The organism is Paraburkholderia metrosideri (assembly GCF_904848625.1).
GTDB lineage: Bacteria > Pseudomonadota > Gammaproteobacteria > Burkholderiales > Burkholderiaceae > Paraburkholderia > Paraburkholderia metrosideri.
Window position 1 is genome coordinate 610344 of record NZ_CAJHCP010000003.1, and the last position, 25936, is coordinate 636279.

The 25936-nt window shown below is 60.4% G+C and carries 26 protein-coding genes, 1 tRNA gene and 1 riboswitch; of the genes, 16 read left to right on the plus strand and 11 right to left on the minus strand.

Annotated features, from left to right (window positions below):
- Positions 1-16: 16 nt before the first annotated feature.
- Complete coding sequence (locus LMG28727_RS08450) at positions 17-1414, minus strand: MFS transporter (protein ID WP_201641833.1); 1398 nt, start codon at positions 1412-1414, stop codon at positions 17-19.
- A gap of 404 nt (positions 1415-1818) precedes the next feature.
- Between LMG28727_RS08450 and LMG28727_RS08455 the strand changes: the two genes are divergently transcribed.
- Positions 1819-2652, plus strand: a complete 834-nt coding sequence (locus LMG28727_RS08455; RefSeq protein ID WP_201641834.1) for an EAL domain-containing protein — start codon at positions 1819-1821, stop codon at positions 2650-2652.
- A 316-nt stretch (positions 2653-2968) separates the two neighbouring features.
- On the opposite strand, the gene LMG28727_RS08460 is transcribed toward LMG28727_RS08455, so the two are convergent.
- Positions 2969-3754 carry an IclR family transcriptional regulator gene (locus LMG28727_RS08460; protein ID WP_201641835.1) on the minus strand — a complete coding sequence of 262 codons (786 nt, stop codon included), beginning with the start codon at positions 3752-3754 and terminating at the stop codon, positions 2969-2971.
- A gap of 94 nt (positions 3755-3848) precedes the next feature.
- Here LMG28727_RS08460 and LMG28727_RS08465 point away from each other — a divergent pair, with 94 nt between their 5' ends.
- Positions 3849-5039 (plus strand): acyl-CoA dehydrogenase, encoded by a 1191-nt coding sequence (locus LMG28727_RS08465; RefSeq protein WP_201641836.1) that lies wholly within the window; start codon positions 3849-3851, stop codon positions 5037-5039.
- Positions 5040-5180: 141 nt separating this feature from the next.
- Here the strand turns inward: LMG28727_RS08465 and LMG28727_RS08470 are convergent, their stop codons facing one another.
- Positions 5181-5819: a peroxiredoxin gene (locus LMG28727_RS08470; RefSeq protein WP_201641837.1), complete on the minus strand. Its 639-nt coding sequence runs from the start codon at positions 5817-5819 to the stop codon at positions 5181-5183.
- Between the two features lie 341 nt (positions 5820-6160).
- On the opposite strand from LMG28727_RS08470, the gene LMG28727_RS08475 reads away from it, so the two are divergent.
- From LMG28727_RS08475 to LMG28727_RS08485, 3 genes are all read left to right on the plus strand, one after another.
- Positions 6161-6463 carry a DUF883 family protein gene (locus LMG28727_RS08475; protein ID WP_028198798.1) on the plus strand — a complete coding sequence of 101 codons (303 nt, stop codon included), beginning with the start codon at positions 6161-6163 and terminating at the stop codon, positions 6461-6463.
- Between the two features lie 132 nt (positions 6464-6595).
- The gene (locus tag LMG28727_RS08480; RefSeq protein ID WP_201641838.1) at positions 6596-6982 is read left to right on the plus strand and encodes a phage holin family protein; all 387 of its coding nucleotides are present in this window, start codon (positions 6596-6598) and stop codon (positions 6980-6982) included.
- Positions 6983-7128: 146 nt separating this feature from the next.
- A complete protein-coding gene (locus LMG28727_RS08485; RefSeq protein WP_201641839.1) occupies positions 7129-7626 on the plus strand; it encodes a DUF3318 domain-containing protein in 498 nt (165 codons plus the stop codon).
- A 79-nt stretch (positions 7627-7705) separates the two neighbouring features.
- Here LMG28727_RS08485 and LMG28727_RS08490 read toward each other — a convergent pair whose 3' ends face one another.
- The 7 genes from LMG28727_RS08490 to glyA all read right to left on the minus strand — a co-directional run bounded on the left by LMG28727_RS08490 (position 7706) and on the right by glyA (position 12506).
- A complete protein-coding gene (locus LMG28727_RS08490) occupies positions 7706-8137 on the minus strand; it encodes a type IV pilin protein (RefSeq protein ID WP_201641840.1) in 432 nt (143 codons plus the stop codon).
- 10 nt (positions 8138-8147) lie between these two features.
- Positions 8148-8621 (minus strand): pilus assembly PilX family protein, encoded by a 474-nt coding sequence (locus LMG28727_RS08495; protein ID WP_201641841.1) that lies wholly within the window; start codon positions 8619-8621, stop codon positions 8148-8150.
- 128 nt (positions 8622-8749) lie between these two features.
- A complete protein-coding gene (locus tag LMG28727_RS08500; RefSeq protein WP_201641842.1) occupies positions 8750-9559 on the minus strand; it encodes a PilW family protein in 810 nt (269 codons plus the stop codon).
- The gene (locus LMG28727_RS08505; protein WP_201641843.1) at positions 9556-10002 is read right to left on the minus strand and encodes a type IV pilus modification PilV family protein; all 447 of its coding nucleotides are present in this window, start codon (positions 10000-10002) and stop codon (positions 9556-9558) included. Before LMG28727_RS08505 ends, LMG28727_RS08500 begins: the two co-directional genes overlap by 4 nt.
- A complete protein-coding gene (locus LMG28727_RS08510; RefSeq protein ID WP_201641844.1) occupies positions 9999-10565 on the minus strand; it encodes a GspH/FimT family pseudopilin in 567 nt (188 codons plus the stop codon). The genes LMG28727_RS08505 and LMG28727_RS08510 overlap by 4 nt, the downstream gene beginning before the upstream one ends.
- Before the next feature lie 204 nt (positions 10566-10769).
- Positions 10770-11252 (minus strand): transcriptional regulator NrdR, encoded by a 483-nt coding sequence (gene nrdR / locus LMG28727_RS08515; protein ID WP_042328342.1) that lies wholly within the window; start codon positions 11250-11252, stop codon positions 10770-10772.
- Positions 11253-11258: 6 nt separating this feature from the next.
- Positions 11259-12506, minus strand: coding sequence for a serine hydroxymethyltransferase (gene glyA / locus LMG28727_RS08520; protein WP_201641845.1), 1248 nt, complete (start codon positions 12504-12506; stop codon positions 11259-11261).
- Between the two features lie 166 nt (positions 12507-12672).
- Positions 12673-12781, minus strand: a riboswitch (ZMP/ZTP riboswitch).
- Between the two features lie 238 nt (positions 12782-13019).
- On the opposite strand from glyA, the gene ydfG reads away from it, so the two are divergent.
- The 10 genes from ydfG to LMG28727_RS08570 all read left to right on the plus strand — a co-directional run bounded on the left by ydfG (position 13020) and on the right by LMG28727_RS08570 (position 23176).
- Positions 13020-13766 (plus strand): bifunctional NADP-dependent 3-hydroxy acid dehydrogenase/3-hydroxypropionate dehydrogenase YdfG, encoded by a 747-nt coding sequence (ydfG, locus tag LMG28727_RS08525; RefSeq protein ID WP_201641846.1) that lies wholly within the window; start codon positions 13020-13022, stop codon positions 13764-13766.
- Between the two features lie 58 nt (positions 13767-13824).
- A complete protein-coding gene (gene ybgC / locus LMG28727_RS08530) occupies positions 13825-14301 on the plus strand; it encodes a tol-pal system-associated acyl-CoA thioesterase (RefSeq protein ID WP_201641906.1) in 477 nt (158 codons plus the stop codon).
- A 155-nt stretch (positions 14302-14456) separates the two neighbouring features.
- Positions 14457-15134 carry a protein TolQ gene (gene tolQ, locus LMG28727_RS08535; protein ID WP_012431821.1) on the plus strand — a complete coding sequence of 226 codons (678 nt, stop codon included), beginning with the start codon at positions 14457-14459 and terminating at the stop codon, positions 15132-15134.
- 10 nt (positions 15135-15144) lie between these two features.
- A complete protein-coding gene (tolR, locus tag LMG28727_RS08540) occupies positions 15145-15591 on the plus strand; it encodes a protein TolR (RefSeq protein WP_201641847.1) in 447 nt (148 codons plus the stop codon).
- Positions 15588-16610, plus strand: coding sequence for a cell envelope integrity protein TolA (tolA, locus tag LMG28727_RS08545; RefSeq protein ID WP_201641848.1), 1023 nt, complete (start codon positions 15588-15590; stop codon positions 16608-16610). Before tolR ends, tolA begins: the two co-directional genes overlap by 4 nt.
- 141 nt (positions 16611-16751) lie before the next feature.
- Positions 16752-18044, plus strand: a complete 1293-nt coding sequence (gene tolB / locus LMG28727_RS08550) for a Tol-Pal system beta propeller repeat protein TolB (RefSeq protein ID WP_201641849.1) — start codon at positions 16752-16754, stop codon at positions 18042-18044.
- A gap of 33 nt (positions 18045-18077) precedes the next feature.
- A complete protein-coding gene (pal, locus tag LMG28727_RS08555; RefSeq protein ID WP_074763113.1) occupies positions 18078-18587 on the plus strand; it encodes a peptidoglycan-associated lipoprotein Pal in 510 nt (169 codons plus the stop codon).
- Positions 18588-18607: 20 nt separating this feature from the next.
- On the plus strand, positions 18608-19357 hold the full coding sequence (ybgF, locus tag LMG28727_RS08560) for a tol-pal system protein YbgF (protein ID WP_201641850.1): 750 nt from the start codon (positions 18608-18610) through the stop codon (positions 19355-19357).
- Positions 19358-19558: 201 nt separating this feature from the next.
- Positions 19559-19634: transfer RNA gene (locus LMG28727_RS08565), tRNA-Lys, on the plus strand.
- A gap of 1505 nt (positions 19635-21139) precedes the next feature.
- Positions 21140-23176 carry an arabinofuranosidase catalytic domain-containing protein gene (locus tag LMG28727_RS08570; protein ID WP_236591663.1) on the plus strand — a complete coding sequence of 679 codons (2037 nt, stop codon included), beginning with the start codon at positions 21140-21142 and terminating at the stop codon, positions 23174-23176.
- A gap of 170 nt (positions 23177-23346) precedes the next feature.
- On the opposite strand, the gene LMG28727_RS08575 is transcribed toward LMG28727_RS08570, so the two are convergent.
- Positions 23347-24426: a lactonase family protein gene (locus tag LMG28727_RS08575; RefSeq protein WP_201641851.1), complete on the minus strand. Its 1080-nt coding sequence runs from the start codon at positions 24424-24426 to the stop codon at positions 23347-23349.
- Positions 24427-25050: 624 nt separating this feature from the next.
- Between LMG28727_RS08575 and LMG28727_RS08580 the strand changes: the two genes are divergently transcribed.
- Positions 25051-25710 carry a hypothetical protein gene (locus LMG28727_RS08580; RefSeq protein ID WP_201641852.1) on the plus strand — a complete coding sequence of 220 codons (660 nt, stop codon included), beginning with the start codon at positions 25051-25053 and terminating at the stop codon, positions 25708-25710.
- The last annotated feature ends 226 nt before the right edge of the window (positions 25711-25936 follow it).

Below are 25936 nucleotides of genomic sequence, written 5' to 3' on the forward strand. Positions count from 1 at the left end.
CTACCTGACGTTCGTCTCATGCGGATTGCGCTTCGGACCGCTGACCGCGCAACCGCGTCAAACCGGCCAGCGCGATCACCAGCAGCGCGGAGCACAGCACCGGCGCGGCCGCCGCCTGAAACAGCGCCGCGTTCGACCAGTTCAGCGCAATCAGCTGGCCGCCGACGAGCGGCCCGATCACCGAGCCGATCCGCCCAATGCCAAGGCTCCAGCCAATCCCGGTCGAGCGCAAGCTGGTCGGATAAAAGTGGCCAGCCAGCGCATTGACCGCCGGTTGTCCGCCGACCACGCAGAAGCCGCCCGCGAATACGGCGATCAGGAGCCACGGCAACGCGTGCGCGACGGAACCGATTGCACCCACCGACAGCGCCGCGCCGACAAAACACACGAACAACACGCGCACGAAACCGAAACGCTCGATAAACCAGCCGAGCAGCAACGTGCCGACCACGCCGCCCGTCTGCAACACCGTGCCGACGATCACCGCGGTGCCCGCCGAATAGCCGGCGTCACGCATCACGGTTGGCAGCCAGTTCGACAGGAAGTAAAGATCGATCAGGTTCATGAAGCTGATCGCCCACAGGATTGCCGTTACCGGCCCGCGCCCCGCGCGGAACAGTTCGGCGACCGGCGCACCGCCGTTACCCTTTTCCCGCACGACCAGACGCGTGTTCGCGTCGATCGGCAACGCCGGATTGAACTTCATCAGCCAGCGCAATGCCTGTGCGCTGCGTCCTTTGAGCACCAGAAATTGCAGCGACTCCGGTAACGCAACGAGCATCGCAAACGCAAGCAGCAACGGCACCGTGCCGCCGACCCAGAACACCGCGCGCCAGCCGTACGCCGGAATCAACGCAGCGCTGACAAAGCCGCCGAGCGCCGCACCCAGCGTGAAGCCGCACGACACCAGCATCATGCGCTTGACGCGGTGCGCGGGGGTCGAGAACTCGCCGACCAGCGCCATTGCGTTCGGCATGATGCAGCCGAGGCCGAGACCGGTGATGAAACGCAGCGTGATCAAGGCGGGAATCGTTGACACGAGCGGCGTGGCGAGCATGGAAAGCGCGAAGAAAAACGTCGCACCGATCAGGACAGGACGACGCCCGATGCGGTCGGCCAGTACCGACAGACCCAGCGCGCCCAGCAGCATGCCGAACAGACTGGCGCTGAACACCGGCCCTAGCGCCGCCTTCGACACATGCCATTCGCCGATCACGCTGGGCGCGACGTAGCCCATCGCCTGCGCGTCGAAGCCGTCGATCAACAGGCACAGCCCGCAGAGCGCGAACAGCATCATCTGAAACGCCGGCTGGTGCGTTTCGCGAAGTAGGTGCTCGACTTCGATCACGCTGGTGGCGTTAGCGGCGTTAGCGGCATGCGGGCCGTTGGCGGCCTCGGCCGGGGTGGCGTTCATCAAACAGTCTCCTCATCCTGAACGGATTGGTTGGGCGCCAGGCCGGCTCGACCGGACGGCGCACTTCGAGCGTGAGCGTGTCACGCCTGTGGAGCGAGTGGATGGGGTGGCATGCAGCGCGGACGCATCTCGAACATCGCCCAATCGTGCGTCCGCACCGTTCCAGCCGCAGCAACGTCACGGGTTACACATAGTAAAACGAATTACGTATAGTGAAATTAACGTATACCCTGAAGCACGTCGGACCCAAGCGCTGCGAGCCGCCCGCACACGCGTTCGGCGGATAACGTTATGAGCATTTTGTTCATGAGCGCGCATGGCGGACTGCTACCATCAGTGGATGCGGCAATCGAGTCGCGTCGCCGCGCCGACTTGCGCATTTACCCTGCTCATCCTTTATTTCCATGATTCCGCCGACCATCCCCGATCTCATCAAGCGCTCCGCCGATCACCCGTTTCTCGGCGAACATCTGGCGATGGGACAAGGCGAGCATGGCGACATCGCGCTGGCGCGATTCAAGGGCGTTGAGCTGGCCAGTGCCTACGAGCCGATCTTCGACATCACCGTGCATGCGTTGGCGCAGTCGCTGTCGTCGGGCGCAGAAGGCGTGGATCGTTTCGGCGATGAACTCGGCTTCCAGGCAGTCACTCATCGACTCGACGCCGCGCCGTTCGATGTCTTCGATCCTTTCGACCGTATCGGCGACGATCAGGAGCTGGTCGCGCTCGACCGGATGTCACGCGCGTTGCACGCGATCAATTTCTTTGGCGCGCAGCGGCATGGCCTGCTGTTTCTGCGCGTGCACGAGCGTCTGTTGAAGAGCGTGAAGTACGACCATGGACGGCATTTTTCGACCGTGCTGGTGTCGTTCGGATTGAACCCGTCGCGGGTGGTAATCGAGTTGCCGGCTGCGGCGGTCGCGCACAAGACCTTTCTCGGCTATCTCACCAAGAGCTATCAGCACTATGGCTTCAAGGTGGCGGGCAATCTGTCGAACGCGGGGCAGATTCTGTCGGTGTCGGAAGCGGCACGGCTCGACTTCATCAAGATGGATGCCGCTATCGCGTTGCGCGACGCGACGGTGAAACCGCTAGTCGGCTACGCGAGCCGCTTGCGGATTCCGCTGATTTTTAATCGCGTGATGGATGAAGCGCAGTTCGTCGCGTTGCAGCAGTATGACGTGCGGTTTGTTCAGGGGCCGCTATTCACCGCGCATTATCACGATCGGGCGGCTTGATGGGTGGAGTGGCTTGCGAGGCAGCGGTGAGCTTGCGTTGGGACGAAGTCAAGGCCGCTTCAAGGCCGGGCTAAGACCGCGCTAAGGGAAGGGTTGCCTGCTGTTAATTGAATGCCGGGCTGCCGTGCGCATGTGTGAGCAGATCGGCTTTGGTCGAATAGGCAGCCCGCGCCCGGTTACCCACCGTCGGGAAGCGAGCTCACAACTCGGCTGCACTTGCCGTTAGTAGCGCGTACGCATGTCGGCACTCTGTTCAGGCGGAATAATCGCGCGCCCTTCTGCCTACGTCACGAGAACGGCCGGGCACGCTCGCCCATCACCCCACATCACCCAGTCGCCGTGCAAGCGCCTTCAATCTCGGCGCAACATTTTCGCGAAACACCTCCTCTCCCATCGACGACGCCGGTCCGCTGCAACTCAGCACCAGCCAACGCCCTTCGCGCGGCTCGCGAAACGGAACGGCAACCGCGTTCACATCGTCGTGCCACGCGCGGAATGAATAGCAGCAACGCTCGGTGGCAAACGCGGCGATTTCGGTTTGCGCGTCGGCCACGAGTGCCGCACCGACTTTGCCCGCGGCTTTCTTCAACTCGACCAGCAACGCTGCACGCGCGTCGAGCGGTTGCACGGCGAGATACGCACGGCCCATCGAACTGGTCAGCATCGACAGTTTCGAACCGGATGCCAGCCCGAGCGTCAACGCGGTCTCACTGCGGATCGTCTCCAGATAAATCATGTCGAGCCCATCGCGGCAACCGAGCGACACCGCCGCCCCCACCTCTCGCGCGAACGTGCGCATGTGCGGGCGGGCGAGTTCGAGCGTGTCCGTGCCGGACAGCAACGCGAACCCCAGCGACAGCACACCGGCGTCGAGCGCATATTTGCCGAGCGTCTCGTCGAGCCGCAGATAGCCGAGCACGGTCAGCGTGTAAGCGAGACGGTTGACGGTTGCTTTAGGCAAGCCCGTTCGTTCGACGAAATCGCGATTGCCGAGCATCGTTTCGCCCGGCTTGAACGCGCGCAGCAGATCCAGCCCGCGCGCAAGGGCGACGACGAATTTGCGCTCGTCGATCGGATCAGGGGGAGTAGATGCTGGCGTCATCGGATGATACACTCGGGTGTCGTTTGCAAAACATTGTTTCGCATAGCGGAACTTAAGTCAAGCTTGAGATCAAGCAAGAATCAGGAGATACGTCATGGCCGAGGCCGCGCAGTTTCACTGGGAAGACCCGTTGCTGCTGGATCAGCAGCTCACCGAAGACGAACGCATGGTGCGCGACGCCGCCGCCGCTTACTCGCAGGACAAGCTGCAACCGCGCGTGCTCGAGGCGTTCCGTCACGAGAAGACCGATATCGAAATCTTCCGCGAGATGGGCGAACTCGGCCTGCTCGGCCCGACCATTCCTGAGCAATACGGCGGCCCCGGTCTGAACTACGTGGCTTACGGTCTGATCGCGCGTGAGGTGGAGCGCGTCGATTCCGGCTACCGGTCGATGATGTCGGTGCAATCGTCGCTCGTCATGGTGCCGATCAACGAATTCGGCTCCGAGGCGCAAAAGCAGAAGTACCTGCCCAAGCTCGCCACCGGCGAATGGATCGGCTGCTTCGGCCTGACCGAACCGAACCACGGCTCCGACCCAGGCAGCATGATCACGCGCGCGAAGAAAGTGGACGGCGGCTATTCGCTGTCCGGCGCAAAAATGTGGATCACCAATTCGCCGATCGCCGACGTGTTCGTCGTGTGGGCAAAGCTCGAAGAAGACGGCAAGGACTCGATTCGCGGCTTCATTCTGGAGAAGGGCTGGAAGGGGCTGTCGGCGCCGACCATCCATAGCAAGGTGGGTTTGCGTGCATCGATCACCGGCGAGATCGTGCTCGACGAAGTGTTCGTGCCGGAAGAAAACCGTTTCCCGGATGTCAGCGGCTTGCGTGGTCCTTTCACGTGCCTGAACTCGGCGCGTTACGGCATTGCGTGGGGTGCGCTCGGCGCGGCCGAATCGTGCTGGCACACCGCGCGTCAGTATGTGCTCGATCGCAAACAGTTCGGCCGGCCGCTCGCCGCGAACCAGTTGATCCAGAAGAAACTCGCCGACATGCAGACGGAGATCACGCTCGGTCTGCAAGGCGTGCTGCGCCTTGGCCGCATGAAGGACGAAGGCACGGCGGCGGTTGAAATCACGTCGATCATGAAACGCAATTCGTGTGGCAAGGCGCTGGACATTGCGCGACTCGCACGTGACATGCTCGGCGGCAACGGTATTTCAGACGAGTTCGGGATTGCGCGGCATCTGGTGAATCTGGAAGTCGTAAATACCTACGAAGGTACGCACGATATTCACGCACTGATCCTCGGGCGTGCGCAAACCGGCATTCAGGCGTTTTTCTGATTTTTCCGTGATGCTTTTCTGAAGTTCGAATGAAAAAAGAAGGCCGGTTCAAGATTGAACCGGCCTTCTTTTATTGCAGCGCGCTGTTCTAGCTAACTGCGCGCTCGATGAACCGCGCGACTTGCGCGTTTCATTACCCGCTTACTTGTTCGGCTGCGGCGTCATGCGCAGGTACGGACGCAGGGCCTTGTAGCCCTTCGGGAATTTCTGCTTGATGACTTCCTCGTCCTTCAGCGACGGGACGATCACGACGTCATCACCCTGCTTCCAGTTGCCGGGCGTAGCGACGGAGTGGCTGTCCGTCAATTGCAACGAATCGATCACACGCAGCACTTCGTCAAAATTGCGGCCGGTGCTGGCCGGGTACGTGATGATCAGACGCACCTTCTTTTTCGGATCGATCACGAACAGCGAGCGGACCGTCAGCGTCTCGTTAGCGTTCGGGTGAATCATGTCGTACAGCTCGGCAACCTTGCGATCGCCGTCAGCGAGAATCGGGAAGCCGACGTTAGCCGCCTGCGTCTCGTTGATGTCCTTGATCCATTCCTTATGCGACTCCGCGCTGTCGACGGACAACGCGATCGTCTTAACATTGCGCTTTTCGAATTCGCTGGCCAGCTTGGCGGTCAGGCCGAGCTCGGTCGTGCAGACCGGCGTGAAGTCAGCCGGATGCGAAAACAGTACACCCCAGCTGTCGCCTAGCCACTCGTGAAACTTGATACGGCCGACACTCGACTCCTGCTCGAAATCCGGCGCGATGTCGCCAAGACGTAGACTCATTGTGTATCTCCTTTAAGGTAGTCGGTTTCCCGCGCGGGCTCTCTCCCGCAGCACCCCGCCAACATAAAGCATATGGCAGCGAACGTCCAAGACGAACGAACATTGCGTCACTACTTTATGCGTTTTTGTAATTTTCACCGTTTTAGTGGAAACTTTGCGGGACAGATCAACTCCATCATAAGCAAACTTGGCAAGATTGGCCTTCCAAACTGCGCTTTTCTGATGGTGCTGCATCGGGAACGGATCGTGCGTTCTTGGAAATCAACAGGGCACTGCGCTCGCCAGCAACCGTTTCTTTGGTTACGATTCACGCGTGGCCGTGAGACGAAGGGGAGTTGTCAATGTCGGAAGTCAACAAGGAGAGATTGATGTCGGATATCAAAACCGTCCTCGCGGACGCAGAGGATTTGCTGAAACAGGCCGCGAGCGCCACGGGCGAGCGCGCTTCGGAACTGCGTGAAACGGCGCTGACGCGCCTGAAGCAGGCTAAGGAAAAGGCGGCTGACGTACAGGTCGTGGTGGTCGAAAAAGGCAAGAAGGCGGCTCGCGCCACCGACGACTACGTGCATGAGCATCCGTGGGCGTCCATCGGCATTGCCGCGGGCGCTGGCGTGCTGCTGGGTCTGCTGATCAATCGCAAGTAGTACTGGTGAGGTCGTCGGTCGAATCTCGTCCGGCACACCAGCGAATCGAGTCGACCGGCGCATGCCTGGCCGGTCTGCTTTTCTTGGCGCGCGCCCGCGCCGGTTAGGCCTTCACGCGCAACGCCCACAGCCATGACGATCGAAACACACTCGCAGCGCGGAGAACCTAGTCCGTTGCGCCGCATTATCGGTTCCGTGTTTGCGATTCTGCAGACGCGGCTCGAACTGGTCGGCATTGAACTCGCCGAAGAAAAAGACCGTTTGCTCGGCGTGCTGTTCCTTGGTCTTGCTGCGATGATGCTCGCCACGATGGCGCTCATCGCACTGACCGCGCTGATCGCGATCTCGTTCTGGGATACCTACCGGTGGCAGTCGCTTGCCGGCATTACCGCTGTTTATGCCATCGCGGGCTTGGCCTGTGCGCTGAAAGCGCGCAGTGGTTTGCGCAACGCGCCGATGGTGTTCGAAGCCACGGTCGCCGAGTTTGAGAAAGACCGCGACGTATTTCGCAAACCTTGATGCAGAGGCGTGCAGAGGGCTTGGCGAGCGTCTTCGGTGCGCCGCGCGCCCCCAGGTTGTGAATTTGATGCGCGTTTGCTGTGCTGGTTGACGTTGCTTGACGTCGACCGACTGTCCCACCTCACTTCCATTGCCGTCGACCCGCCATGAGCCAAAGCCACTCCGATACCGCATTCCGTAACAAACGCCATCAGGCCAAAGATCTGAGCGCGCCGCACCTGCGTGCGCTGCGCAAGGAGTTGCTGCTGGTACGCGCGGATGTCGAACGCATGGAACTCGCTCAGGCGACCATCGAGTTGCGGCAGGCCGTTACGCATTTCAGCTGGCTTAAATTTATTGTGCCGGGGTTTGGCGGCGTGAGGACCCGCAGTGGGGAGAAGGCGAGCTTCATCAACGCGGGAACAATTGGCGCTTTGCTGAAGCAGTACCCGATTGTCAGTTCGCTTGCTTCCATGTTGCTGGCTAAGCCATTGCGCGCCACGGTTGTGGCCGGTGCGAAACCGGCACTTAAATGGGGCAGCCTGGGGCTTGCTGCTTGGGAAGCGTATCGAATCTGGCAGCAGATGAAGCGTGACTCGGCTGCGGCTGGGGCTTCTTCTGGTTCTCCTCGCGCGAAAGAGGAATCGGTTGATAGTGGGTATTGAGAGGCTTGGTTAGTGGGTTGATGGGTTGTCAGGGCGGCGGTTGGGCGGGTGAGCCGTCGTTTTATGTGTCTTCAGGTCTTCAGCTTGTATTCCAACATTCGCCGCTTGCGGGCGTCGAATCGCTTCCCGCGCTTCTATTACCCCGCTGGCCCGTCGCGTCGAGCGTGAAAGTGCCACAGGCATCATCACGCATTGGGCCAAATTCGGCGGGTGTCGCCTCTATCGAATAGCCGCCATTTACTTCGTCCGCAGGCAACACGCGCAAGCGATAAATCGACACCCCGAATTGCGGCGCCTGGTCCAGTCCCGGCGGCAAGGTCGACACACCGTCGCTCGTCGCTCCCTCGATAAATTGCGCTGCCCGATACAGCGCGGATGCCGCGTCGACGCGATGCGTTCGCGCAATATGACTGCGATACGCGGGCACCGCGAATACTGCCAGTGTGGCCGCTATTGCCAGCACGATCATCAATTCGAGCAACGTGAACGCGGACACATACGGCCTTTTCATACACATCCCCTCAAAATGGGCTTGCGGCGACGCGCCGCCAATGACGCTCAACTGTCTCACTGTCAATCACCAACTCCAATTGCAGCCATACCTGTGACTCCCTGTTTCGTCCGAAGCCACGCGAGGTCAGCAAATACGCTCGAGCCTCGGCGCGGTTGGCAAGACGCCATGCTTCTATCAAACATTGCGGCGCGCGCAGCGAGCCGGGCCATTGCGCAATGGGCGTAATGGCTCCCGCCTCAAACGCGCTTTTGACTTTCCATTGCGTCGGCTCGACGGATGCAAGTGGCGACGCTGGCACCGTTTCGACGTCCGCCGCGATGACGCTGCGAGCACATGAAATCAGCGCTGAATCTGCAGCGTGAAAAGCCTGCAGATAGTCACGCACGTTGTTGGTCGAACGCGTGGCCGACAGCGATGTTTCGAACCACACCGCTGAGGTGGCCAGCATCATGGTTGAAATCAGCAGGACAATGGGCAGCACGACGCCGCATTGGGAACCACGCCGACCGCGACCATTGCGACTGGAATCCCGTACGCACAGCGGCTTACCACGACGTTGTGAGTCCCCTTCACGCGCGGGGCATCGCATCAAATTGGCAAATCGGTGTCTCACAGAAACCCCTCCACGTGGTTGCGTAGCGTCACTCGTCGAGAAAACGCCTGCCGTGGCCTCAAGTCGGTGCCGAGAACACTCACGCCGTCACAATCGACATAACGGGAACGCTGCCCTTGTGGCGCGCCACGAACGAGCACACAAAGGTCCACAGCGACGATCTTTGCCCATTGATCGGTCGCTATCGCAGAGGCGTCGACTGCGTTTAAACCGTCGGCCAACCAGTACCTGAGCCGTACGCGCTCGACGCCTTCTACCAGCGGTTGTGCAGAACCTACCTTGCCACTGCCTTCGCAATAAAGCTCTGGCTCTCCGGTCGACGTGCTGACACTCGCAAAGTAACGGTTGACTACCAGTGCCCCCTGGTCACCGAAAGCGCCACTGTTGCCTGTCACGGCTTGTCCGAGGCAATCGGTTGTGCTGCCAGTTGCGGACGGCCACGTGGACACGCTATCTCCCACGTAACGAACCGCAACGCCGTCCGAACGGCTAGCCAATGCCGCGCAGGCAAGACTGTCATCAGCTCCTGTCGGGCGACCACCCGAGCATCCTGACAATGGCGGAGGACCGACATAGCGCACGACATATGCAGGAACGAAGCCGGCCATTTGTAATTGCTGGCCAATCAGCGTCAAGGCGATCCAACCGGCTTCGCGGATTCGCATAGCGCTGTCTGCACGCTCGAACGCCATTCGCTGCGTCGAATAAAGCGACGCGGCACCGGCCGTCACGATGAGTCCCAGCGACATTGCGATAAGCAACTCAACTAGCGTGTGACCGCGATCGAGGAGTTTGTGCGGCATCATTTTGTGAATGCCAACGCAACGCATGAGGTACCGGTGGGGACATCTGCGCCACCGCAAGACTCTGGCTTGTCGATTACTTCGCCATTGGCCGGCAGGTCCCTGACAGACGTCCACGTCACTCGCGCGACAGCGACGCCTGCACCCTCCTCTATAGACGCCACCCCATGCGGCAAAACGGAGGTTGCACGCGTATTCCATTGCGTCGCTGCGGTATCGGCTGATGCGGGAGTGCGCATTGCCTCCGCGACGGAATCGGCGATCCACGCGGCCTGTTCGCGCATTGCCATCGCGCGGGCTTCTCGCGCGGTCCACAATTGACCGGCGATCACTCCAAGCGCAGTGACCGCCATTAACGCGACACCCAGCATGACCTCGATCAGCGAGCTACCAACGGACGTTGATCTGCAACTACGTAACTGGGCGTTCAGTGAATATCGGCTCATGACGCCGCCCCACACGCACCTTCGGTAATCCGCGCCCGGCCGCCCGCCGCGATACGAATGCAGCGTCGCCACTTGGTCCCTTGTGTCGCTTTGGATGGCACGACCGGCGCGATATCAAAACTACGAAACGTACCGATCAATTGGCCGGCTGGCGGCGTAAACGTCAGATTCGTCTGCACTCCGGCAATGCTCACCGCTGCGAGCAGCGGTTGCGCCCGCAGTAGCGAAAGCGTTCCCGCACGGTCAGCGAAGACGGCCCAACCGCACGACCAGTCTGTGACGCCATTGGCACACGGCTGACCCGCGGCCATGCAACGCCGCGTCGCATCGATCCGGCAAACGACGATGCGTGCGCCGCGACGCAGTGCCTCGCTGCGCGCGTAGGCAAGGGTCGAGGCAAATGCCCTCGCGCGCGCATCGACCTGATCGCGCACACGCCACGCCACGAACGAAGGCGTCGCCAACACCGCGATCACCGCAAGCAAAGCGACCACGGCCAACGTTTCGACAAGCGTGAAGCCACCATCAGAGGGTGGTGAAGAGGCGGCGCATTTCATCTGCATCCCTGATCGTTTCGAAGAATGCAGCCAATCTAGCAATTTGCGAAAGGCTCAACCATTGGCCGAACGGCCAGGTGGCATTAAGGCGCTATGCCGCGCAAAAATTCACGCGACGGAGCATTACGGGAGCGGGACATGCAGATGCAAATGCGCGAAACAACGCAGAGAACTAAGGGCGCTCGCCAGCGACGGGAGTCGCGGCAACCATCAGCGCTTGCGAGCAGGCTTGGGAGGAGAAGAGGCGCGGCGAAATTCTTCGATTACGTCTTCAAATTCGGAGACGTCTTCAAAGCGCCGGTAAACGGACGCAAAACGCACGTAGGCAATGGTGTCGAGCGCGCGCAGCTCGTTCATCACGAGTTCACCGAGGCGCTCACTGCGCACCTCACGCTCACCGCTACCGAGCAATTGATACTCGATGCGGGCAACTGCCGCGTCGATCGCGTCTGCCGCAACGGGGCGCTTGCGCAGCGCCAATTGCATGCTCGCGACGATCTTGCGGCGGTCGAATTCCGTGCGACTGCCGTCCTTCTTGACGACCGAAGGCAACGCCAGCTCGACCCGCTCATACGTCGTGAAACGTTTGTCGCAGGCCGGGCAGCGGCGCCGCCGGCGAATCGTCGCACCGTCTTCGGATACGCGCGAGTCGACAACCTGCGTATCGGCGTGACGGCAGAAGGGACAATGCATGACGGCTTACTTGTAAACCGGGAAACGCTGGGTCAGCTCGGCAACCTGAGCACGCACACGGTCGATCGTGGCGGTGTCTTCCGGGTTGTCCAGAACGTCGGCAATCAGGTTACCGACCTGCTCGGCTTCCTTCACGCCAAAACCGCGCGTGGTCATGGCCGGCGAGCCGAGACGCACGCCGCTCGTCACGAACGGCTTTTCCGGATCGTTCGGAATCGCGTTCTTGTTGACGGTGATGTGCGCTGCGCCGAGGGCCGCTTCCGCGACCTTACCGGTGATCTTCTTCGCGCGCAGATCGACCAGCATCACGTGGCTTTCAGTACGGCCAGACACGATACGCAGACCGCGCTTGACCAGCGTTTCAGCCAGCACGCGCGCGTTTTCGACGACCTGTTGCTGATATTCCTTGAATTCCGGCGACAGCGCTTCCTTGAACGCAACGGCCTTACCGGCGATCACGTGCATCAGCGGGCCACCTTGAATACCCGGGAAAATTGCAGAGTTGATCTGCTTTTCGAACTCGGCCTTCATCAGGATCACACCACCGCGCGGGCCGCGCAGGCTCTTGTGCGTGGTGGTGGTGACGAAATCGGCGAACGGCACCGGGTTGGGATAGACGCCCGCGGCGATCAGGCCAGCGTAGTGCGCCATGTCGACCATGAAATACGCACCAACCGACTTGGCGATTTTCGACAGACGTTCGAAGTCGATGCGCAGCGCGAAGGCGGACGCGCCCGCCACGATCAGCTTCGGCTTGTGTTCCTGGGCCAGCTTCTCAGCGGCTTCGTAGTCGATGTCTTCGGCTTCGTTCAGGCCGTAGCTGACCACGTTGAACCACTTGCCCGACATGTTGACCGGCGAACCGTGGGTCAGGTGACCGCCGTGCGCGAGGCTCATGCCCATGATCGTGTCGCCCGGCTTGAGCATTGCGAAGAACACGCCCTGGTTAGCCTGCGAACCCGAATTCGGTTGCACGTTGGCAGCTTCGGCGCCGAACAGTTGCTTCACGCGGTCGATCGCCAGCTGCTCGGCGACGTCGACGTATTCGCAGCCGCCGTAATAGCGCTTGCCCGGATACCCTTCGGCGTACTTGTTGGTGAGTTGCGAGCCTTGCGCAGCCATCACAGCCGGGCTCGTGTAGTTTTCCGACGCGATCAGTTCGATGTGCTCTTCCTGACGGCGGTTTTCCTGCTCGATGACCTTCCAGAGTTCAGGATCGACGTTGGCGATGGTGCTTTGGGCTCTGTCAAACATACGGATTCCGTTGAGTGTGTTCAGGTTGACCGGATCGTGCGCCGAATTTTGCGTAGAGGGTACGCAGCGCTGCTGGCGGCTGGGCCAGCCCTGACGTGGCGATTGGAGATTCGCCGCACACGCGAGGCAGGACAGCCACCGTCAGCGCAAATAAATGCGCGCGGATCACGGCTGCCCAGGCGAACGGCAAAACGGCACCCCGCGCTTCACGGTGGGTTGTTCCACCTTGAATCCGATTGGTTTAATCGGTTCTATCGCCAGTCACGCAGGGTCGAGCGCGTTAGTTTATTGGAAGAGGATCGAATAGGCAACCGGCGGGCGGGCGCCCCAGCAAGCAGTGGCGAGACACCCTGTTGCACTGTGCGACGCGGCGCGCAAACATCGGACGAAAATGGGCCGCGATCCCGCTGCACGCCCCTGCCAGAGCCGCTCGCACGGCTGGCTCATCCTTGCCGCAGCGCCGCATTGCAAGTAGGCTTGGGGCCTTTGTCTCTCACCGACCAGGAAACTGCAATGATCGTATTCGTCACCGGAGCGTCCGCGGGATTCGGCGCCGCCATCGCTCGCGCCTTCGTCAAGGGCGGCCATCGCGTCGTCGCCACCGCTCGCCGCAAAGACCGCCTGCAAGCCCTCGCCGACGAACTCGGCGACGCGCTTCTGCCCTATGAACTCGACGTGCGTGACCGCGCCGCCGTCGAAGCCGTCCCGGCTGCATTGCCAGCCGATTTCGCTGCAATCGACGTCCTCGTCAACAACGCAGGTCTCGCTCTTGGCGTCGAACCGGCGCAAAAGGCAAGTCTCGACGAATGGAACACCATGATCGAGACCAACTGCACGGGCCTCGTGCAGGTCACGCATGCGCTGCTGCCAGGCATGGTGGAGCGCAATCGCGGGCACGTTTTCAATCTGGGTTCGGTGGCAGGCCGCTGGCCGTATGCGGGCGGCAACGTTTATGGCGCCACCAAGGCCTTTGTACGCCAGTTCAGCCTGAACCTGCGTGCCGATCTGGCCGGCACCGCACTGCGCGTCACCGACATCGAGCCGGGCTTGTGCGGCGGCACCGAATTCTCGAACGTGCGCTATCGCGGCGACGACGAAAAGGCCGGCAAGGTCTACGAAAACGTCCAGCCGCTGACGGCGGAAGATATCGCCGACTCCATTTACTGGATCGCGACCCGCCCGGCTCACGTGAATATCAACACGATCGAACTGATGCCGGTAGCTCAATCGTTCGCCGGATTGGCCATTAATCGCGGCTGAAGCCCGCCAGACGGGGCGCACACTTTGAAACAGACCCGCGGGTGTGCGTTCCGGTAAAATGCGCCGCATGAATATTTCGACCAGCCAGCCTGGCGCGGAAATCGGGTACACGTGGCCAATTCGCGTGTACTACGAAGATACCGACGCCGGTGGCATCGTGTTTTACGCTAATTACCTGAAATTTTTTGAACGGGCGCGCACCGAATGGCTGCGCGCGTGCGGCGTCGACCAGAACCGGCTGGCGGAAGAAACGGGCGCAATTTTCATCGTTCGCAGCACGGCCGTCGACTATCGAGCCCCGGCCAGACTTGACGACATCGTCAAAATTGTCAGCCAGATCGAGCGTCTTGGCAGAGCTTCGGTGGATTTCACGCAGGAAGCATGGCGGGACGGCACGCTGCTTGCTACAGGGACGATCCGGATCGGCTGTGTCGACCGCGTTGCGCTGCGCCCGGTCGCGATTCCTTCTCCGGTTCTCGCAGCTTTACGGCGTGGACCGGATGTCAGTGGCGGCGTGTCAACGAATAACGACTGAACCCCGTTGTTACGGGGCCAGTGAACTCGCATCGATCAAGCAACACCAAGCATGGTTCGGCTTGCAATATCGCTGATGCTTCCGTTCTGCTCACGGCAAGCTTCGAACGACCTTGCAGCCGGACGCCCCCTTCCGGGACGTTAAAACGAACCTTTATGAACACTACACAAGATCTGTCGATCGTTTCTTTAGTACTCAATGCGAGCCTGCTCGCGCAGGCCGTCATGGCCCTGCTGCTGTTGCTGTCACTGCTCTCGTGGACATTCATCTTCCGCAAGTGGTTTGCGATCCGCCGGGCGCGGGCGCAAACTGAACGCTTCGAACGCGATTTCTGGTCGGGTGGCGACCTGCAGGCGCTTTACCAAAGCGCAGCGAACAACCGCCATACCATCGGCGCGCTGGAACGTATTTTCGAGTCCGGCATGCGCGAATTCCTGAAAGGCAAAGAGAAGCGTCTGAACGACTCTGGTGCGATTCTCGACGGCGCCCGGCGTGCTATGCGTGCGGCCTTCCAGCGTGAAATGGACGTACTCGAAGCCAATCTCGCATTTCTCGCGTCGGTCGGTTCGGTCAGCCCATACATCGGTCTGTTCGGCACGGTGTGGGGGATCATGAATGCATTCCGCGGCCTCGCCAATGTGCAGCAGGCTACGCTTGCAAACGTTGCGCCGGGTATTGCCGAAGCGCTGACGGCCACGGCAATCGGCCTGTTCGCGGCGATTCCGGCTGTCGTGGCTTACAACCGCTACGCGCACGACATCGACCGTCTGGCGATCCGCTTCGAGACCTTCATCGAAGAATTCTCGAATATCCTGCAGCGCCAGGCACAGTAAGGAGTCCACGATGGCAGGCTCTCGTTCCTCCAGCATGCGCGGCTCGCGTCAGCGCCGCGCGATGGCCGACATCAACGTCGTGCCGTACATCGACGTGATGCTCGTGCTGCTCGTGATCTTCATGGTGACCGCGCCGCTGGTCGCCCCGTCGATCGTCAATCTGCCGACCGTCGGTGGCGCCGCGCCGCAGCAACAAACGCCGCCCGTCATCGTGAACATTCGCGCAGACGGCAACATGAGCGTCAAATATAAGGACGACTCCGGTGCGCAGCAGCAGGAAGACATGACGAAGGCCGATCTGAAGGGCTTCATTTCGGACCGCGCGGCGTCGCATCCTGATCAGCCCGTCGTGATTGCCGCCGACAAGACCGTCAAGTACGAAGTCGTGATGAACGTGATGTCCGAGCTGAAAGCCGAAGGCGTCAAGCGTGTTGGATTGCTCGTCAAATCGCAATGATCCGCAAGAATTCCGAATACCCGCTCCAGCCGCCGCGTGAACGCGGCACCGGGCGAGCCTTTGCGTTCGCCCTGGTGATGCACGCGCTGCTCGGGTTCTTCCTGTACCACGGCATTCAGTGGCAAAACAGCACGCCCGCAGGCGCGGAAGCGGAGTTGTGGACCGAGGTGCCCGACACCGCCATCCCGCGTCCCGTTCCGCCGCCGCCCGCGCCGGTCGCGCCTGCTCCGCCGGTACGTGACGAACAGGCCGACATTGCGTTGCAGGAAAAGAAGCGCCAGCAACAGGAAGCGGCTCGTCAGGCGCAACTGGCTGAACAGCAACGTCAGCAGAAACTGCAGGCTCAGCAGGAAGCCGAGGCGAAACGTCAGCAGCAACTGGCCGCCGATCAGGCCGCGCAGCTCGCGGCGCAAAAAGCCACGGCAGCGAAACTGAAGCAGCAGCAACAGCAACAACAGCAGCAGGCCGAGAAGCTCAAACAGCAGCAGCTGGCCGAGCAACAAAAGCAGCAACAGCTTAAAGAACAGCAGCAGGAACAGCAGCAAAAGCAGGCCGACGCTGAAGCGCAGAAAAAGGCCGACGCGCAAAAAGCGGCGAAAGCCAAAGCTCAGGCCGATGCTGCGGCGCAAGCGAAAAAGCTGGATACCGAACGCCGGGCGCGTCTGGCACAGATGATGGGTGGCGCGGGCGACAGTTCGAGCGGCAACGGGCTGGCAAAGAGCGGCACGGGCAGCGGTTCGGGCGGCACGGCGACGTCGCCGGGTTACGCGGACAAGGTGCGTCGCGCGGTTCGCCCGAACATCTCGTGGGGCGGCGAAACGGCAGGTCTTGAGACTGTCATCTCCGTGCGCTGCTCGCCAACGGGCACGTTGCTGGACGCAAGCATCTCGCGCAGCAGCGGCAACGCAGCATGGGACGACGCCGCATTGCGGGCCGTCCACCGGACCGATCCGATGCCTCAGGATATCAACGGCAAGACGCCGACCAGTTTCCTGATCACGTTGCGTCCGGCAGGTTGATCGCAACAAGTTTGATAGTCGGTTGACAGTAGATACGGCGCCCCGCCCGGCGGGGTGCGCTCGGGAACGAATTAGTTCTTTTCGGGTCTCTCTGCTGTCATGAAGTGTTAGTAAAACCGTTTTTTGGGGAAACCATACAGCATGAGTTTGATGACCAAGCTAGGCCTGCGGACACTTGTAGCGTCGTGCCTGATCGCCGTTGGCGGCGCAGCCAACGCACAACTCAACGTACTCGTGACGGGCGTCGGGTCCACCCAGTTTCCCATTGCCACGGCGAATTTCGCCAATGAGGCAAATTCGCCGCAGCAGGTCAGCACGATCGTGCGTCAGGATCTGCAGCGCAGCGGCAAATTCACGAACATCGACGCGGGCTCCACGCCGGTGTCCGAAACCGATTCCGTCGACCTCGGCAGCTGGAAGGCCAAGGGCGCCAATGCGTTCGTGTCGGGCAGCGTGAATCGCCTGCCGAACGGTCAATACGAAGTACGCTTCAAGCTGTACGACACCGTCAAGGGCGAAAGCCTCGGCGGCCTCGTGCTGGTGAGTCCGGAAAGCGGCTTGCGCATGAGCGCGCACAAGGTTGCGGACTATATCTACGCGAAGCTGATGGGCGGCCGCGGCGTGTTCGCCACGCGCCTGTCGTACGTGATCAAGACAGGTGGCCGCTACCAGTTGCAGATCTCCGACTCGGACGGCCAGGACGCGCACATCGCGCTGTCGAGTCCCGAGCCGATCATCTCGCCGGCATGGTCGCCGGACGGCACCAAGGTCGCTTACGTTTCGTTTGAAAAGAAGAAGCCGATCGTTTATATCCACGATCTGCCTACAGGACGCCGCATCGTCGTATCGGACCAGAAGGGCAATAACAGTGCACCGGCGTGGTCGCCGGATGGACGCACGCTGGCCGTCGCGCTTTCGCGTACCGGCAACACGCAGATTTTCGCGGTGAATGCGGACGGCAGCGGCTTGCGCCGACTCACGCAAGGCAGCTCGATCGACACCGAGCCGACCTACTCACCCGACGGTCAGTCGATCTATTTCACCAGCGACCGTGGCGGCGCCCCGCAGATCTACAAGATGTCGGCCCAGGGTGAAAACGCCGGCTCTGCGCAACGCGTCACGTTCACGGGCAGCTACAACACCAGCCCGCGCGTCAGCCCGGACGGCAAGCAGCTCGCTTATATCTCGCGCGTAGGCGGCGGGTTCAAACTTTACATCCAGGACCTGCAAGGCAATACAGCCACTGGCCTGACGGACACGACACATGACGAATCGCCGAGCTTCGCGGCGAACGGTCAGTACATTCTTTACGCCACACAGGTGAACGGCCGTGGCGTGTTGGCCGCAGTATCGACCGACGGTCGCACTCGGCAGGTCCTGTCCGTTCAGGGCGGCAGCGTGCGCGAGCCGTCCTGGGGCCCGTTTATGCAATAACGTTGATGCAATAACACAAGGAGAGTAACCAAAATGATGTCCAAACTTCGTTTCGTATTTGCTGTATTGATGGTCGGTGCGCTGGCTGCATGTCACTCGGGCGTGAAGCTCGACGAAAACGCCAACAAGGGCGGTGCAGTTTCGACGCAACCGAACCCGACCGATGTCGCACAGGTCAACGTCGACCCGCTGAACGATCCGAACAGCCCGCTTGCCAAGCGCAGCATCTATTTCGATTTCGACAGCTACTCGGTCAAGGACGACTATCAGTCGCTGCTGCAACAACACGCGCAATACCTGAAGAGCCATCCGCAACGTCACGTCCTGATCCAGGGCAACACCGACGAGCGCGGCACGAGCGAGTACAACCTGGCACTCGGCCAGAAGCGTGCTGAAGCTGTGCGTCGTTCGCTGTCGCTGATGGGCGTCGCTGACTCGCAAATGGAAGCTGTGAGCCTCGGCAAGGAAAAGCCGCAAGCTGACGGTCATGACGAATCGTCGTGGGCACAAAACCGCCGCGCCGACCTCGTGTATCAACAGTAAGTCAACGGGTGATAAGCCGAATGACGCATCGTTTCTCCTGGCTGCGGTTTGCCGCAGCGGCCTGCGTCGCAGGCACGGCCTTCGCGGCTGTGCCCGCGCATGCGGGCATCTTCGACGACGATCAGGCCCGCCAGGCGATTCTCGATCTGCGTTCGAAGACCGATAGTCTGTCGAGCCAGTTGTCGGCCGCACAGCGCACGATCCTCGATCAGTCCAACCGTCTCGATCAGCTGAATCAGCAGGTCGCTACGTTGCGTGGGCAGAATGAGGATATGGGCAACCAGCTCACCACGCTGCAAAAGCAGCAGAAGGACTACTACACCGATCTGGACACGCGCCTGAAGAAATTCGAGCCGCAGCAACAGACGGTAGACGGAGTCCAGGGCGAGGTGCAGCCGGGCGAAACCGATTCGTTCAACGCGGCTTCGCAGCAGTTCCGCAGCGGCGACTTCAAGAATGCGGCGGCTTCGTTCCGCAGCTTCATCTCCAAGTATCCGGACAGTCCTTATCAGCCGACCGCGCAATACTGGCTCGGCAACGCGTTGTATGCACTGCGCGACTACAAGGGCTCGACGGCGACCTGGCAAGGTGTGGTGGCGAAGTATCCGCAGCATCCGCGCGCGCCTGAGGCACTGCTGGCTATCGCGAACAATCAGCTCGAGCAAGGTCAGAAGGCTGCGGCCAAAAAGACCCTCGAGCAGATCACCGCGCAATACAGCGGGTCCGACGTCGCGCAAACGGCGCAGAGCAAGCTGTCGCAGATCAAGTAGTCACAGTTGTCTGATTGTCTGGTTGTAGATTGAGCAGTTGCGGTAACGCGCAGTGTCCGATGCTATAGCCACGCGCGCCTCTCGCTGGAAAGCCCGAGGTAGAGATACCTCGGGCTTTTCATTATATGAAGTGTCGATAGTTTATTGCGACGATGGGTTGACAGCCTGTAAAGGCTATCGATATAATCTCGCTTCTCTTTTGGGTCGTTAGCTCAGCTGGTAGAGCAGCGGACTTTTAATCCGTTGGTCACAGGTTCGAATCCCGTACGGCCTACCAAAAGATTCGAGGGCTTGCACGCGTCAGCGTCGCAAGCCCTTTTCTTTTTGCCCCGCAGAAATGCCGCTGCTCCGCAAACCTTTTGCGGCTGCTTGACCCACGCGCAACGCATGTCCGGCGACATGAGGCGACGTCAACAATATCCGCTGATTTGCGGCAGTTTCGCGAAACCGTCGGCGGTAGTTGCTCGTCGCAGACGTGGGTTGGGTCTCGCTGATTGCGCGCCTCACGCCTGCCGGCTGACGAATGCGTGATCGCAAACGACCTCGCCTGCTACCTCTAACAGCATCCCTTCAAGTGGCCGTTCGTTACGTCCGGCAAAAACCGACCATGCAACCGCAAGCGTTTGAGCGGCGGCCTACAGATTCGGAATCTATTCGAACAACGGCCGTTGCCGTTTGCTCATGCTATCCATGCTGCACTCGCATTGAAATGCAAAGCGCGGACTCATCGAAAAAATCTGGTCAACGCGATGTGTCCACACTGTTCGCACGTCGCCTTTGACTGACTCGATCTCCCCCATCCGATCTCCCCATTCATCACCCGCCGGAAAAATGCCTGGCTCGCTACCTAAGCTGGCGCGAACGAAACGGCAACTGACTGATGACACGTTAAAAGCCAGGAAGCATCACGCGACATCAGCGGCATCGACAGTGCACTCTCCTCCACCACATCCTTCCATTTGCCTGGACGACGCATGAGTCGCTGTTGACTGTCAGCCCATACATTCACTCGCCCGTTCAGCGTCCACTCGCGCCCCACGCACGCATCCGCAATGAATAATAAAGATAAATATTAAGCATAATTTCCGTGTGCACACAGACGCCAAAATGTGCCCAAGCCTTCTCAGTCAGCATGTACCACCAACGCAGCAACTACGGCGAAAGTTCACGTTGACAGACTCACTGACTGACAAGCCGCGCACCAGACACCCCTCAACCCAGCCCGCCTCCCACCAAGTCAACGCGAGGCGGACGCCCCAGACCTTCCTAGTCAAATCGATTTCACCAGGCAGACCCACCGCTCACCCCAAACACACATCTCGCCACTTTCCCTCCAGGGAATCTCCCTAATAAAATCAGCGATATTATTGATTAATAATATTACCAATCGATCCGAGCCCGCCGCAGGTTGCTGCACTACAACAATTGGAGACAACCATTGCAAGCCGCACAGAGCTTCGAGTTTCTTCTATTGCGCCGGGCCGCCGCTCCCACGCGCTCAATTCGGCCGTCGACGCAAACGTATGCGAGCCACCCGTTCCCGCTCAGCAACATCAGTTTCCTGGCGAGAGAACAGCACTGACGCTCTCCCAGCCAATTCCTCAACAGCAAGAATAAGAACGGGATAAACACAAGAACCAGCAACAACCCGCAGCACCCCCTTGAGTCATCAATACAAGTATTCAATTTATTCCGCTGTCCTAACATGCAGCGGGCATCACAAAGATGCCCGCTGCATCACGGGCTTATAAGGAGGAGATGATGATGTTAAGAAGAACCGGATTGCTTTCCGCATTACTGATGGTGCCAGTCTTACTCGCCGCGTGTAATGGCGACACCAACCCCGCGTCACCCCAGTCGCAGAACACCAGCACGTCGCAACCGCCCGGTGGCGGCTCATCCACATCAACATCGGGCACAGGCACAGGCACGGGCACCAACACAACGACCCCGCCGAATACCGACGCATCCGTCCCGCCGGCCCTCCCCTGCGACGCCGCGTCCGATGCCGGCACCGCCTGCGTCGCAGCGCACAGCGTGACGCGACTGCTGACGAAGAACTACGCCGGCCCGCTCTTCCAGGTTCAGCGCGCGTCCGATAAGGCCACGCAAGACATCTACCCGTACGTCGCAAGCACGCTGCCGAGCGGCGCCGACACCAAGCTGCTCGGCTCAACCAATGTCACCAGCGCCAACACCTTCTGCAGCAACACAACCTGCACGGTCTCCTACATCTATGACCAGATCGATCTGGTCGCGCCGTTGAAGGGCGGCGCATTCGGTAACGTCCCGGCCACGCTCAAACTCAATACGGACGGCTCCGAGTCACTGGTCGTCACGACCGGCGCGTCGGGTTCCACATCGACGATGACGGTACCGGTCCTCAACGGTTTCGCCACCATCACGCTGCCAGGCACCAGCGGCACGTTGACGGTTCAGGTCCACACGGCACCGACGCTGACCACGCAGTCACCGACTCTGGCATTGACGATCGGCAACGACTTGCCCGCACTCTCCGGCGGACAGGCTGCGCTGAGCTACATGGCACTGGGTCAAGGCGTGCAGATCCCGGCGTTGAGTACCGTCGGCGGGCAGGCCTATCGCAATCGTATCGGCACGGTCAACCAGTCGATCGGCGACAGTGAAATCGCGGAATACATGGTGGCAGGCGCGCAGTACGGCCCGGCTTCCGGTTGCTGCGGCACCTACGGCAACATGGAAGACAGCGCCGACCCCGGCACCTATGCGAAAGGCGAAATCGAGGGCGAGATGTTCGGCCTGGCGTTCTCGAGCGGCAACGCCGCCGTGTTCGGCTATTGCGACGGCTACACCGGTGTATCGCCGATCAGCTCAGGCAACTGCAAGGGCGTCAACTGGCCGGGCGTCGACGCAGAAGCCGGCGTCTATCTGTACGGTCCGCAACAGCCCGCCAACGCGAACTTCGTGACGGTATTGTCGAAATATTCGCCGGTGACTCAGTCCAATCTCTTCGCGGTCAAGAGTGGCGACGCGTCGCAAGCGACCCTCACATCGGTCTTCGACCAGGCACCGCCCGAAGCGTACAACTTCTTCAACGATGCAGGCCATGCGTTCAACGGACAATGGCAAGGTGGTCTGTCGCTCGGTGAAGGCGGCGACGGCAGCGCAGCGCCGATCCAGTTCTTTGAAGGCGCGGTGATCGCCAAATCGACGTCGAACGCAACGGACGACGCGATCCAGGCAAGCATCGCGAACTTCTACGGCCCGACGACCGATCAGACGGCAGCCACCTGCTCGGCGAACAACCTGATCAACTCGCCGCTGAACCTGGCATCGTCGAATGCATGGACCCAGGCGAACGGCGCTACGGCATCGGTCGCGACGGACATCTCCGGAACCAGCACGTACGCAGCGACGTTGACGAACGCGAACGGTAACTCGGTCTCCAACATCAACGAAACGATCCGCGTGCAGGCCGGCCAGACCTACACCTTCACCGACTACGTTCTCGCGACAACCAACGCTACCGTCTTCCCGGGTGGTTCGCTTCAGACCGATGGCCCGAATGGCGCGGAAGTACCGTGGGTGCTCAACACGAACACGGGCGCGATCGTTCAAGGTACGTGGGGTTCCGGCAAGGCGACCTCGCTGAGCGCGGTGAAGGCGGGCAACTGGTGGAAAGTAACGATGACGTTCACCGCCCCGGCTGGAGCGAACAACGCACAGGTCTTTATCGATCCGCCGACTTCGAGCGCCGCCGGTGTGCGTTCGCAACAGGCGCAAGGTCTGGCAGCGACGCACTTCTGCCCGAGCCTTTCGATGCCTGCTTCGGGAACGTAAAGCGCGTCGTGGTCTGACGTCCTGACTCACTGACGTTCATCAACGCATCAACAAAAAGACGGGCGGTTCACACCGCCCGTCTTTTCATTTGCAGACACCACTGCGCCCGACGAACACGCCACAATAAAGCGCGCATTTAGCGTGAGAGTCGGCTCATCACGTGAATCGCTTTAAAGGAATTCCAGACACACTGCGTTCGGGATTGCAAAGTCGTTGCCCGTGAACGTGAGTTCGCCGGTCTGCGCATCGATCGAGAACACGCGGATAAAGGCTTCGTCCTGTGAGGCGGCCAGCAGGTATTTGCCATCGGGCGACACCGCCAGATCGCGCGGCGTACGGCCGCCGAGACTCCACGTGCCGATCGGCGTCAACGTGCCGGCAGTTTCGTCGACTCGCGCGGCGAAGATCGAATCGTGTCCACGATTGCCGACATAGAGGAAGCGTCCCGACGGATGCAACCGCATACCGCCCGCACCGCTGTTTCCGTCGAAGTCTGCCGGCAGACTCGACACCTCGCTGACGAGGGACACGTCGTCGCCATCAAGCCGATACATTCGCACGGTCGACGACATTTCGTAATTGGCCAGCAGATAAGCACCGCTCCCGGTGAATAGCAGATGACGCGGCCCCGCACCCGGCGCCGCTTTCAACGTCAGGTCGGAAACGGGATTCACGTTGCCACCATCCAGCGGATGACGCACGATGCCATCCACTCCAAGGTCGGCCAGATAGACATAACGATGGTCGGGGCTGACCAGCGCGCAATGCGCATGCGGTCCGTCCTGGCGATCCGGGTTCGGTCCTGTCCCGTCACGCGTCAACACGACCGGCTCGCCGGATGGTACGCCACGCGCGTCGAGTGAATACGACAGCACTTCACCGGTCAGATAGTTCGAGATCAGCAGAAGCGGCACCTCGTTATCGACCGACACGTGACACGGCCAGACACCCTGCGTCGGCGTGTCGTGCAACAGCGTCAGCGTGCCGTTTGCTGCGTCGAGGTCGTAGGTGCTGAGACCCGGGCCGTCTTCCGCGTTGACCTCCCGCACCGCGTACAGCCTGCGCCGATCCGACGACAACGTCAGATACGATGGATTCACCGCGTCTTGCACAGCGACTTCACTGAGGCGGCCTGTCGACGGATCGAAACCCAGCAGATAAATCCCTCGGCCCTTGCCGTCCACATGGGGCATTTTCAGCGTGTACGTGCCGACTGCCAGAGCTACCGCTCCAGTTTGCTGCTGATTCACGTCTATCTCCTTGCTTGATGGTTGAAGTAGTCGACGTCAATCGCGCAACCCAAGGTTCGGGTGCGCATCTTCATCGAAACGGTCGGCCAGATACGCAGGCTGTATCAGCGTCCACTCTGCGAAATATTACGCTACACGCCTGCATGCGACGACCCGGCGCGCTAGTCGGGAAGCAGTCTGCGTCGCAACGCATGAACGTCCACATCAAACATAAGGAATCGCTTCTGGCGACCGCCTACAGGCCTTTGACCGCGCTTCAAACAGTCGACCGATTTGACGTGTCCAGCGTCATCAAGCGCACCTTAAGTCGCCTTTAAACATCGCGGCTTTCGCCTCCTTTTCCATTCGCACTCCAACCCATCGCACGCCAGCCGCACGCGCAAAGTCTTCGCGTTGCGAATGTGCGATGCCCTACAAAGCCTCGCTCCACCTTCAATCAGCAATGCCCTTCACGCTGACATTCCGCGCGATTGTCAAATCTCTTAAATAGTTCGACACCCCACAGACCGTCCTTCCTCTGCACAAGCATGATCGGTTCACGGTGCCATAGACGCTCCGCAAGAGACCACAAGACCGGGCCGGCAGGGCAATCATCCCGCGCCGTCCAACGCTCAGGGGGCGCCCATGAAGACTGTAAAAATAGTGTGGGTAATAGGGTTGGCAATCTCGATGGATTCGTTGCACGCCCAACAGGTTTACGTGCAAGGCGGAACACTTGGCGTCGGCATTGGTGCAGCGTACAACGTCACAACATGGTTCGGCGTGCACGCTGACTTCAACGGGATCAACTTCTCTCACAACTTCACGGTGGGCGGGAATGTTTACGAAGACGGTGTACGCCTTCGTCAGGGTGGCATCTATGGTGATGTGTTCCCGTGGTCGAACAACGGGTTTCGAGTCACGGCCGGTCTTCGCTTCACCGACAACGAAGTCACAGGCAACTCCGTGCCGACCAATGGCACCTACACGTTTAAAGGCCAACGCTTACCGGCCTCCCCTGGCGAATATGCGACAGCCACCGCCAAGTATCCGACGGTGATGCCTTATCTGGGCATTGGCTACGGCTTGCAACCGAGGGGCAAAGGCTTTGGACTGGTCATCGATCTGGGCGTTGCTTATGGCATCCCGCGCAGTACCTACACGTTGTCACCTGGGCTCTCCCAGGCTGCGGGCCCGGCTTTGAGCCAGCAGATCATTGCGACTGGATTGCAACAACTGCGCGACAAGGCATCTCCGTTCCGCTGGTATCCAACGCTGCAGATTGGCGTGTCATATCACTTCTGATTGCATACGTGCGCACGGATGCAAGATCGATCGCAGACGCATGACGCTCTGTTCATCGTGATGACTGAAACCGGTCGTGAACCGCTGGTTCGGCGGCTTCTCTCTGCGATGCGTCGGCGGCTAAAAACGCACTCGCCCGCGTAGTCTTCAGTGAGCGCACCTCGACGCCCCGTCGAATTGCTCACGAACAATGCCGCGCTTTGCCGCGCCATCCACTACGGAGCCA

What these genes read in the sequence shown, in the direction of transcription:
- LMG28727_RS08465 (WP_201641836.1), top strand. Translation starts at nt 3,849, where the DNA reads ATGGCCGAGGCCGCGCAGTTTCACTGGGAAGACCCGTTGCTGCTGGAT.
- ybgC (WP_201641906.1), top strand. Translation starts at nt 13,825, where the DNA reads ATGCGCCGCATGAATATTTCGACCAGCCAGCCTGGCGCGGAAATCGGG.
- tolB (WP_201641849.1), top strand. Translation starts at nt 16,752, where the DNA reads ATGAGTTTGATGACCAAGCTAGGCCTGCGGACACTTGTAGCGTCGTGC.
- tolQ (WP_012431821.1), top strand. Translation starts at nt 14,457, where the DNA reads ATGAACACTACACAAGATCTGTCGATCGTTTCTTTAGTACTCAATGCG.
- ybgF (WP_201641850.1), top strand. Translation starts at nt 18,608, where the DNA reads ATGACGCATCGTTTCTCCTGGCTGCGGTTTGCCGCAGCGGCCTGCGTC.
- LMG28727_RS08450 (WP_201641833.1), bottom strand. Translation starts at nt 1,414, where the DNA reads ATGAACGCCACCCCGGCCGAGGCCGCCAACGGCCCGCATGCCGCTAAC.
- nrdR (WP_042328342.1), bottom strand. Translation starts at nt 11,252, where the DNA reads ATGCATTGTCCCTTCTGCCGTCACGCCGATACGCAGGTTGTCGACTCG.
- LMG28727_RS08475 (WP_028198798.1), top strand. Translation starts at nt 6,161, where the DNA reads ATGTCGGAAGTCAACAAGGAGAGATTGATGTCGGATATCAAAACCGTC.
- ydfG (WP_201641846.1), top strand. Translation starts at nt 13,020, where the DNA reads ATGATCGTATTCGTCACCGGAGCGTCCGCGGGATTCGGCGCCGCCATC.
- LMG28727_RS08580 (WP_201641852.1), top strand. Translation starts at nt 25,051, where the DNA reads ATGAAGACTGTAAAAATAGTGTGGGTAATAGGGTTGGCAATCTCGATG.
- LMG28727_RS08485 (WP_201641839.1), top strand. Translation starts at nt 7,129, where the DNA reads ATGAGCCAAAGCCACTCCGATACCGCATTCCGTAACAAACGCCATCAG.
- LMG28727_RS08505 (WP_201641843.1), bottom strand. Translation starts at nt 10,002, where the DNA reads ATGAGCCGATATTCACTGAACGCCCAGTTACGTAGTTGCAGATCAACG.
- pal (WP_074763113.1), top strand. Translation starts at nt 18,078, where the DNA reads ATGATGTCCAAACTTCGTTTCGTATTTGCTGTATTGATGGTCGGTGCG.
- LMG28727_RS08460 (WP_201641835.1), bottom strand. Translation starts at nt 3,754, where the DNA reads ATGACGCCAGCATCTACTCCCCCTGATCCGATCGACGAGCGCAAATTC.
- LMG28727_RS08490 (WP_201641840.1), bottom strand. Translation starts at nt 8,137, where the DNA reads ATGAAAAGGCCGTATGTGTCCGCGTTCACGTTGCTCGAATTGATGATC.
- LMG28727_RS08470 (WP_201641837.1), bottom strand. Translation starts at nt 5,819, where the DNA reads ATGAGTCTACGTCTTGGCGACATCGCGCCGGATTTCGAGCAGGAGTCG.
- LMG28727_RS08455 (WP_201641834.1), top strand. Translation starts at nt 1,819, where the DNA reads ATGATTCCGCCGACCATCCCCGATCTCATCAAGCGCTCCGCCGATCAC.
- tolA (WP_201641848.1), top strand. Translation starts at nt 15,588, where the DNA reads ATGATCCGCAAGAATTCCGAATACCCGCTCCAGCCGCCGCGTGAACGC.
- LMG28727_RS08480 (WP_201641838.1), top strand. Translation starts at nt 6,596, where the DNA reads ATGACGATCGAAACACACTCGCAGCGCGGAGAACCTAGTCCGTTGCGC.
- glyA (WP_201641845.1), bottom strand. Translation starts at nt 12,506, where the DNA reads ATGTTTGACAGAGCCCAAAGCACCATCGCCAACGTCGATCCTGAACTC.
- tolR (WP_201641847.1), top strand. Translation starts at nt 15,145, where the DNA reads ATGGCAGGCTCTCGTTCCTCCAGCATGCGCGGCTCGCGTCAGCGCCGC.
- LMG28727_RS08510 (WP_201641844.1), bottom strand. Translation starts at nt 10,565, where the DNA reads ATGCAGATGAAATGCGCCGCCTCTTCACCACCCTCTGATGGTGGCTTC.
- LMG28727_RS08500 (WP_201641842.1), bottom strand. Translation starts at nt 9,559, where the DNA reads ATGATGCCGCACAAACTCCTCGATCGCGGTCACACGCTAGTTGAGTTG.